Raw genomic sequence first — 904 nt, 5'->3', positions numbered from 1 at the left:
CGCCGTCGGTAGGCCACTTACAGCAGTTCTTTTGTGTGCTGTCAAGGGTGGCGTCCCTATTCCTCAGACTAAAAATATCTGCGATTTTCAAGGTTCATCTGAGCCATTTTTTTGTCCCAGTCTTTCATAGATCATTTGACACTATCAATCTTATAAGTTGAGAATTTTCTTTGCTATTAATAATAACATAAAAATAAGTTGATATACATTTTTTTATACATATATTAGTTCATGTTAAGACAGAATCTTTTTCGATTCATGTGATAAAGATTCCTGCTTTTATTGGAAGCTTCAATTGAAATTTAGCTAATTCAATAATACATAGCGCTGCAATTTTTTCATCTATTATTTTGAAACTATAGCAGATAAACAAGATTCAAATGACATCTCATCAGCAGTACAAACTGGTCATTTTTATTGATTTTATCACAAGAAATTATGTATATTAATGAATAAAGTGTATGAATTTCTCGACAATATATAACAATATCAATCAAATATATGATATACTTGGTGCATAGTGTGAGCTGGAAAATTAGTATGAGGTTGAAAATAGTTAATGATAAGATTGTATCTGATAAAGCAAAAGATAAAATCTGATGTTTATAAAAGCGTCATATATCATAAAAGTAGCTTATGAGCGCGCCTTCTAAATCTATGAAACTGTTGTGGTCAAGCCTTTTTGTAACACTTTGACCTAATTTTTATTGCTACAGGATTTATATCCCGTAGCGTGCCTCAAAAGGCGTTTTATAATTGTTGTAAGAATGCGGTCGTTCGTGATGGTAATGAACGTACGCAAATTCTTCAATGGATGTATATAATTCTTTCTCAGAATGATAGGAATGATGATGAACCAGTTCATTCTTGAGAGTATTATAATAACGTTCCATAGGAGCATTAT

At 31.4% G+C, this 904-nt stretch carries 1 pseudogene; it reads right to left on the bottom strand.

The annotated features are described in order from the left end of the window. Positions 1-719: 719 nt before the first annotated feature. Positions 720-904, bottom strand: a pseudogene (locus KQI71_RS12260) (integrase core domain-containing protein); the annotation flags it as partial.

This window comes from Anaerostipes sp. MSJ-23 (genome assembly GCF_018918155.1).
GTDB lineage: Bacteria > Bacillota > Clostridia > Lachnospirales > Lachnospiraceae > Anaerostipes.
This window is presented reverse-complemented; position numbering and strand designations above follow the sequence as displayed.